The organism is Caballeronia glathei (assembly GCF_000698595.1).
Taxonomy (GTDB): domain Bacteria; phylum Pseudomonadota; class Gammaproteobacteria; order Burkholderiales; family Burkholderiaceae; genus Caballeronia; species Caballeronia glathei.
On the sequence record NZ_JFHC01000276.1, the window covers coordinates 1 to 662 of the forward strand.

The 662-nt window shown below is 60.6% G+C and carries 1 protein-coding gene; it reads left to right on the forward strand.

The features are described 5' to 3' along the window. Positions 1–261: 261 nt before the first annotated feature. Positions 262–662 (forward strand): Hsp20/alpha crystallin family protein (locus BG61_RS38755; protein WP_035943786.1); only part of this gene is annotated, 401 nt, incomplete at its 3' end.

The following is a 662-nucleotide window of genomic DNA, read 5'->3' on the forward strand; positions in this document are numbered from 1 at the left end:
GCTGTCCTCCGGCAATTGAACATCGTGTGCAGAATAAGGTCGAGGCGGCGGATTTCAAGAGCGTCGGCCCTGATAGCGCGGTGACGTCGCCATCCAGTCCCAGCACTTGAAATTTCCCGACACGCTTCCTATTCTGATGTCCGGTATGCAGTCGCGACAAAGCGCGCTGCGTGTTTTGATTTGTTTGCCGACGGCTGGCAGGCGAACCGGAGCGCGTAAGCTCGTTCGCCTCCTTGCCCCAGCAATAAGGAGCATCGGACCATGAGCAATTTTTATTTCCCAGATGACCTGTTCGGCGAGTTCGATCGGTTGCAACGCCAAATGTCGAGCTTGTTCAGCGGGTTTCCAACGAGCCTGCGCTCGGGGCCGCTAGGCGCATTCCCGCCCGTCAACATTGGCAGCACCGACGATACGATCGAGATTGTCGCGTTCGCGCCCGGACTCGACCCCGCCGCGATCGATGTCTCGATCGACAAGGGCCTGCTCACCATCAGCGGCGAGCGCAAGCCGACTGCGCCGCAGACACGTGAAGAGACCCGCAGTTACGCGCAGGAGCGTTTCTTCGGATCATTCCGCAGGATGATCGAGCTGCCCCAGACGGCCGACCCCGACAAGGTGCAGGCGCGCTATGCCGACGGCTGCCTGACGATCAGCGTCGGCAA